Genomic DNA, 7,676 nt, shown 5'->3' with positions numbered 1-7,676 from the left:
TTCCCGGTCGGGGCTCAGCAAAAAGCTCATTCAGATAACATCTGAATGAGCTTTTTTAGTAGCTCCTACGGTGTAGCACACAATGCTCTAGCCGTAGGAGCTTTTTGCTATCGTTCCATACAACATTTCATCATGATGGGTTATAACCGTGCATACCTCTCACCCCGTACGAAACTTATCAACAATCTTTATCGCTGCACTGATGCTCTTTTCTATGTTCTTCGGTGCAGGAAACCTCATCTTCCCGCCAGCCCTTGGCGCCGAAGCCGGAGAAAACTTTATTCCCGCACTCATTGGTTTTCTTCTGACAGGAGTCGCTCTACCCGTACTAGGTATCCTCGCTATCGCTATCTCCGGACGCGATATACATGACCTCGCCAACCGCGGCGGCGTAATTTTCGGTGTTCTTTTCCCCGTACTGGTATATCTTTCTATCGGCGCATTCTACGCATTACCACGTACTGCAGTCGTCAGCTTTTCCACTGCCGTCGTACCCATCTTCGGTATTGATTCTTTACCTGCTGCAGCACTTTTTAGCGCACTCTTCTTTGGCGTCAGCTTTGCCCTATGCTTACACACTGGAACTATCGTTGATGCTCTTGGTAAAGTGCTAACCCCGCTACTTCTACTATTGCTTGCTGTACTCGTCATCTTAGGTATTTCAACCTTTAGTGGCGACGCACCAGCTCCTACCGAAAAATACGGTGAACACCCCTTGAGCATTGGCTTTATTTCTGGGTATCTCACCATGGACTCTCTGGCTGCCTTAGCATTTGGCATCATCGTGGTATCGTCCTTGCAACATAAAGGCATCCCTCAAGGGCGAGCGCTCACCCGTGGTGTGAGTATCGCTGGCATCATTGCTGGTGTTCTTCTCGCAATCGTTTATGCTGGTCTAGCGATTATTGGTGCGCATATTCCTCAAGGGCGTTCTTTTGAAGACGGCGCACAACTTCTCTCATATGCTGCAGAGCAGACCATGGGAAGCTGGGGTGCTAGCATATTTGGGCTCATCGTCCTTTTGGCATGTTTGACTACTGCTGTTGGTCTTTTAGGCGCAACAAGCGAATTCTTCGCTAAATTAGTACCCGCTATTTCTTACCGTGTATGGCTAGTAATTTTCTCTCTGATTGCTTTTGCCCTATCAACCTTGGGACTGAGCGCAGTACTGATGGTTGCTGCTCCGATTATTGGGGTTCTGTATCCCGCCGCTATCACTTTGATTTTCTTGACTCTTATCGAACCCTTCACCGGTAAGAATCTTTATTGGACGTTCCGTGGTGCATTGGGCGTAGCAGTAGCTTTTGCCAGCTTATCGGCATTGAACACCTTAGGGTGGGGCTCTGCAATAATTGCGCCACTCATTAGCTGGTCTCCTGGTTTCTCTCAAGAGCTAGGTTGGGCTGTACCGACTCTCATCGCTGCAGTGATTGGATTTATCCTTGATATCCGTTCACCTCGTACCCTGAAGAAAGCTACGGCATATAGCGCGTAAAACAGTAACGGTTTCACCATTTTAGCTACGTAAAATATTAAGAGGTGCTTGTGATACAGCTAGTATCACAAGCACCTCTTAACGTGTATGGGGGATGGGAGAGAAGTTTTACCCTTCAGAGAGGGTTTGTACCAAGAGCAAGCCGTAACCCGATTTCTTTACGGCATTCAATGACAGCTACAAGAAAAGTATTCATCATGCCAATAGCACCAGTGCTAAGCGTCACTAACGACATTGCAATTAGCTGTCCATTTTTCTGTCACAAGCAGACTCTCAATAAAACTTGAGATTTCCAAAACAATATCAATAAGGGAATAACCAGCACCTTCACCCCGACAGCACATCACAAAAACAAAGCAAGAATAGGTCATCTTCACCTCAAAGCTATAGACTAAGACCATGCCCAACACCCAAAAAATTAACCCCGAAATCCTCGGAAAAACATACACCAACAACACCCCCTACACCGTTGGAAAAGAACACATCCGAGAATTTGCGCACGCAACACAAGCACAATCACCCCTACACCACGACACCAAAACCGCACAAAAAGCCGGCTATCGTGACATTATTGCACCACCAACCTACGCCATCATCTTGGCACAACAAGCAGATAGCCTACTCATTCAAGACCCAGAATCAGGCATTGACTTCAGCAGAGTCGTCCACGCCGACCAACGATTCACCCACCACCAACCCATCACCGCCGGAGATAACATCATCACCTCCGTGCACGTAGAAAACCTCCGCATGATTGGCACTAGCGCAATGCTCACCACACGTGAAGAACTACACACCACCGATGGCGAACTACTGAGCACCTGCACCACCTCACTACTCATTCGAGGAGAATAACCATGAAACCAACCTTCAACACCCTCGAAAAAGGCGAGAATATCGGCAACACAAGCTTTTCTATTAGCCGAGCCGACCTCATCAAATACGCCGGAGCATCAGGAGACTACAATCCCATCCACTGGAACGAACGGTTCGCACAATCCGTAGGACTACCAGGAGTCATCGCCCACGGAATGTACACTATGGGGCTAGCCATCAACCTCGTCAGCGAATGGGCAGCCGACCCCGGCGCCATCATCGACTACCAATGCCGTTTCAGCAAACCCGTCATCGTTCCCGACGCACCAGCACAACAAAACCCCCAAGAACCCACCGCAACCGTGCACGTTTCAGGAAAAATTGCGGAACTCTACCCCGACACACAACAAACACGAGTAGACCTCACCGTCACCACCACAGACGAAAACGGCAAAGAACAAAAAGTTCTCCTCAAAGCACAAGCCATCGTACAACTCTAAAAACAAACAACTTCACACTACTGGTCGAAAGGGCATCCGGTTGGTTTCAACCCCTCTGAGCAGAAAAGACATCAACACCTGGTACCGAGCTATTCTGGCAATATTCTTTGCCAGCGGACTAGCATTATCGGGGCTGCTAGCACGCCTACCCGATATCGCTCACGGGCTAGACCTCTCTGCCGGACCCATGGGACTACTCCTCCTCGCCCAAACACTCGGCTCATTCCTCGCCGTCACCGTCTCCGGAGTACTCGTCTCACGCTTTGGCGCAAGACGCTGCCTCAGCCTCAGCTACCTCATCTCAACCTGCGGTCTAGCAGGAGTCGGCATCGCCGTACACCACAGCAACATCCCCCTCGCCGTCATCTGCCTTAGCACCATAGGACTAGGCAGCGCCGTCTCAAACGTCTCAGCCAACGTTCAAGGCGTCGCTGTCGAAAGAGCATTAGGACGGTTCGTCACCTCCACCATGCACGGCTTCTTCTCCATCGGAACCGTCGTCGGAGCACTCCTGAGCGCCCTCGACACCCAACTTGGCATACCATTCCTCTGGCACAGCATCTACTTCGCCTGCCTCATCGCCATCATCGTCGCATACTCCATCTACCAATGCCACAGCGAACACTACGGAGCAGAAGACACCCACACCATGCAACAAGTCTCCTCCTACCGTGTACGAGACGCATGGCGCGACAAACACACCATCTTCATCGGACTATTCGTCCTCGGCATGGCGCTCGCCGAAGGCTCCGCCAACGACTGGGCAGCACTAGCCCTCACCCAAGAATATGGGGCAGGCGCCACGACCGGCTCCATCGGCTACGCCGTATTCGTTGGAGCCATGACCTTTGGACGGCTGAGCGGAACATGGTTCCTTAACCGTTACGGCAGAGTCCCCGTCATACGCGCCACCTGCACCTTAGCCCTATGCGGGCTGAGCATCTTCATCCTCGCACCCAACATTCTCATCGGATTCTTCGGGCTACTCATCTGGGGTATCGGCGTCTCACTTGGATTCCCCACCGGCATGTCAGCCGCCTCAGACGACCCTCACAAATCAGCGGTGCGCGTCTCAGTCGTATCAACCATTGGATACGCCGCCTTCCTCGGCGGACCACCACTACTTGGACTACTCGGAGAACACTTCGGTATCCGCCAAGGACTCTCCATCGTTCTCGGCTTCATCCTCCTCTCCATGTTCCTCACCAAACACCTCAGACCACCAGAAAAAACCACACAACACCGCCCCATATACACCGAATCTTTGCCCATAATAACTTCGATACAGGTTCATTCAGAACAGAATGAACAACCGCCACGCACGCTAGACTAGAGAACGTGAATGAAATGTTGTTGAAAGAAATAACCACCGCAGAAGTTGGCGGACCCGCAAAAACCTATATTCGAGCATCCTCCGAAGCAGACATCATCAACGCGCTCAAAGATGTACAGCAACGCTCAGATGCTCTTCTAATTATCGGTGGAGGCTCAAATATCCTCGTCTCAGACGAAGGATTCAACGGAACAGTACTCCATATCGTCTCCGAAGGCATAGAAATCCTTGACGCTGATAGCAACGAAACAGCCGTCACCGTCCGTGTACAAGCTGGACACTCTTGGGACGGATTCGTAGAACACGCAGTGAACGAAGGCTGGTCTGGGGTAGAAGCGCTCTCTGGTATCCCCGGAACCGTTGGCGCAACCCCCGTACAAAACGTTGGCGCCTACGGCTCTGAAGTAGCGCACACCATCACACAGGTACGCGTATGGGATAGAAACACCAACGAAATCATCACTTTCAGCAACGAAGAACTTTGCTTCTCCTACCGAGACTCACTCCTGAAACAACACATGTCTAACGGGCTCTCCCGCTATGTTGTGCTCAGCGTCGTCTTCACCCTCGAAAAACGAGCAGAATCTGCCCCCATCCGATACGCAGAACTAGCCCGACAACTCGGAGTTAATGCAGGAGACCGAGCAGAACTACAAGACGTACGAGAAAAAGTGCTGATGCTACGCGCATCAAAAGGAATGGTGCTGAACCCACAAGACCGAGACACCTATTCCACCGGCTCCTTCTTTACCAACCCCATTATCGACAACACCCAGCTTGAACATCTTCCACAAGACGCACCCCAATACCCCGTCTACGATGCACAAGGAAACCTCATCGACGGCAAAACCAAACTCAGCGCGGCATGGTTGATTGAACACGCCGGATTCTCCAAAGGTTTTGGGCTAGATGCCGAACAACACGATATCTGCGGTGCTAGAGCATCACTGTCAACAAAACACACTCTGGCCATCACTAACCGCGGAAACGCGCAATGCCAAGACATCCTAGCCATTGCTCGTACCGTACGTGAGGGCGTAACCCAAAAATTTGGTGTCCATTTAGTACCAGAACCCGTCATGGTCGGCGTAACGCTAGACTAACTCACCAGCATTTATCGGAAACTCACCAGCTTTTTAGGATATAAATAGTTTTTACACTCCTAACGATGAGCGTTTGATAAAAGTGGGAAGGCCTAAAAACAATGTCTTTAGACCAAGAAATTAATGAGAGTCAAGATAGCAAAATCCACCAAAAACTAGCGAAGCTACGAAACTTTATGAGCAAACACCCGCTACTTTTGGTCATACACCGTTTCATCGTTATCACGGTAGGGCTCCTCTGCATTCTTGCCGGAATCGTCATGCTCGTAACGCCCGGCCCAGGATGGCTCTTCATCTTCCTCGGCATGGGGTTATGGGGCACCGAATTTGCGTGGGCACACCGACTCAACCTCTGGGCTAAAGCAAAAGTTCTCGGCATCTGGCGCCGTTTTAAAGCGCGAGCTGAAGAACGTCGCCAACGAAAAAACCAAATATAAAACCTACACACCATAAAAATACGCGGTATGTGACGAACTCTCTCAGAACAGTCAAATACCGCGTATTTTTATCAAGAAGCAACACCCGCCACAACAACATGAGCAAGGCGAACAAAAAACCCTCTTATAGCTTTCCCGTCACAATATTGAGCATACGACGTACCGGCTCAGCAGCACCCCACAATAATTGGTCACCTACCGTAAAAGCACTCAAATACTCTGGCCCCATCGACATCTTCCGCAAACGTCCAACCGGAATCTCCAAAGAACCAGAAGCAGCAACCGGAGTCAACTCACGCATAGAATCCTCACGAGTATTCGGAACAACCTTAGACCACGGATTATCCTCATCAATCAAACGCTCAATCTCAGCCAACGGGATATCCTCCGTAAGTTTGAGCGTCAAAGCCTGAGAATGAGAACGCATCGTCGCAATACGCACACACAAACCATCCATCAAAACACGCTCATCATCGGAAAGCCCCAGAATCTTCTGCGTCTCAACTTCAGCTTTCCACTCTTCACGAGACTGCCCCTGACCCAAATCGCTATCAATCCACGGAATCAACGAACCTGCCAACGGCACACCAAATTGTTCAGTATCTAGCTGACCAGAACGCTGCTTTGCAAGAACCTGACGGTCAATATCCAAAATGGCTGCGGCAGGGTCGTCAAGATCCGCACTGACCTCAGCAGACACATCACGGAATTGCTTGAGAACCTCACGCATATGGCGGGCACCGCCACCAGAAGCTGCCTGATAAGTCATCGAACTAGCCCACTGAACAAGACCGTTCTTGAACAAACCGCCAAGACCCATCAACAAACAGGAAACAGTACAGTTACCGCCCACAAAATCTTTAACACCCGATTCAAGGGCACGGTCAATCACATGACGGTTCACCGGATCAAGAACAATCACTGAATCATCGTTCATACGTAAAGTGGACGCTGCATCAATCCAGATACCGTCCCACCCGCGTTCGCGCAACTGGGGATGTACTCGTGACGTATAGTCGCCACCTTGAGTGGTGAGAATGACACGATGACGCGCTAAATCCTCAATATCATACGCATCATGAAGAACATCGTTGGATTCTGCCCCTTTAAACGAAGGAGCTGGTTGACCTGCCTGAGAGGTGGAATAGAAGACGGGAGTAATACCTGAAAAATCGTCTTCTTCTTCCATACGTTTCATCAGCACAGACCCAACCATGCCACGATATCCAACAAAAGCTACTGAGTCACCGGTCGTAAAATTCATAGGGACAGTCTACCGCGCCTGAAGGAACAGAACCGAACCTACGGTTCATATATTGGTCAGAACACCCCGCATTATGAACGAATAAGACGCTCAATGACACAACGAACAGGGCTGTTCTTCTCACCGGCGCGCGGGCTAATCCACCCCTGCTCACTGACGAAAGAAGTGACCCTCTCAACCGAAGCAAAAGATTGTTCATCAATGATGGGAGCGAACACATCAGCGTCTTCTACCGCAACATCAAAGGTGGTGCGAAGAATCTGCTCAACAGCACCAGAACGTACTACCGGTAAATCGGTACGGTGAAGCGCCTGCTCAAATAATTGTGCACCGCCGATAAGCCAAATATTCTGCGCTGTATCATCGTCTTCTGAAATAGCCTGACAGGGGACACCGACGTCAAACTTTTCTGGAGTAGCAGCACCTTCAAGAGCCTGCTCTAAAGAACCCACCCACAACGCACCATCACGCTCAACCGGAGCACTAATAGAACGAGAAACAACAATATTAAAACGGTTCGGCAGCGGACGGAACGCCTCGGGGAAAGACTCCCACGTCTTACGACCCATCACCACAGCTGACCCTGTTGTACATTGCCGGAAGAAACGCAAATCTTCGGACACATGCCACGGCATAGTGCCCTCACGTCCCATCGCTCGGTTTGCTGCCTGAGCCCAAATAGCGTGAAGAACAAAACTACTCATAACGGGTATTCCTTAGCCAGAATA

The 7,676-nt window shown here is 50.3% G+C and carries 8 protein-coding genes; 6 read left to right on the top strand and 2 right to left on the bottom strand.

What is annotated here, in order from left to right:
• The first annotated feature begins 148 nt into the window (after window positions 1–148).
• The 6 genes from brnQ (at window position 149) to ACN08Z_RS02115 (ending at window position 5,684) form a co-directional block, all read left to right on the top strand.
• Entirely contained in the window at window positions 149–1,495 is a 1,347-nt protein-coding gene (gene brnQ, locus ACN08Z_RS02140; RefSeq protein ID WP_419102959.1) for a branched-chain amino acid transport system II carrier protein, read from the top strand.
• Between the two features lie 399 nt (window positions 1,496–1,894).
• Window positions 1,895–2,350 (top strand): FAS1-like dehydratase domain-containing protein, encoded by a 456-nt coding sequence (locus tag ACN08Z_RS02135; protein WP_419100915.1) that lies wholly within the window; start codon window positions 1,895–1,897, stop codon window positions 2,348–2,350.
• Between the two features lie 2 nt (window positions 2,351–2,352).
• On the top strand, window positions 2,353–2,811 hold the full coding sequence (locus ACN08Z_RS02130; RefSeq protein WP_419102958.1) for a MaoC family dehydratase: 459 nt from the start codon (window positions 2,353–2,355) through the stop codon (window positions 2,809–2,811).
• A 40-nt stretch (window positions 2,812–2,851) separates the two neighbouring features.
• Window positions 2,852–4,144, top strand: coding sequence for an MFS transporter (locus tag ACN08Z_RS02125; protein WP_419102957.1), 1,293 nt, complete (start codon window positions 2,852–2,854; stop codon window positions 4,142–4,144).
• A 5-nt stretch (window positions 4,145–4,149) separates the two neighbouring features.
• Entirely contained in the window at window positions 4,150–5,247 is a 1,098-nt protein-coding gene (locus ACN08Z_RS02120; protein ID WP_419102956.1) for a UDP-N-acetylmuramate dehydrogenase, read from the top strand.
• A gap of 101 nt (window positions 5,248–5,348) precedes the next feature.
• Window positions 5,349–5,684, top strand: coding sequence for a TIGR02611 family protein (locus tag ACN08Z_RS02115; RefSeq protein ID WP_419102955.1), 336 nt, complete (start codon window positions 5,349–5,351; stop codon window positions 5,682–5,684).
• A gap of 124 nt (window positions 5,685–5,808) precedes the next feature.
• On the opposite strand, the gene asd is transcribed toward ACN08Z_RS02115, so the two are convergent.
• Complete coding sequence (asd, locus tag ACN08Z_RS02110) at window positions 5,809–6,948, bottom strand: aspartate-semialdehyde dehydrogenase (RefSeq protein ID WP_419102954.1); 1,140 nt, start codon at window positions 6,946–6,948, stop codon at window positions 5,809–5,811.
• Between the two features lie 71 nt (window positions 6,949–7,019).
• Window positions 7,020–7,652 (bottom strand): dihydrofolate reductase, encoded by a 633-nt coding sequence (locus tag ACN08Z_RS02105; RefSeq protein WP_419102953.1) that lies wholly within the window; start codon window positions 7,650–7,652, stop codon window positions 7,020–7,022.
• Between the last annotated feature and the right edge of the window lie 24 nt (window positions 7,653–7,676).

It is taken from the genome of Rothia sp. P7181 (assembly GCF_048513015.1).
Classification (GTDB): domain Bacteria; phylum Actinomycetota; class Actinomycetes; order Actinomycetales; family Micrococcaceae; genus Rothia.
This window is presented reverse-complemented; position numbering and strand designations above follow the sequence as displayed.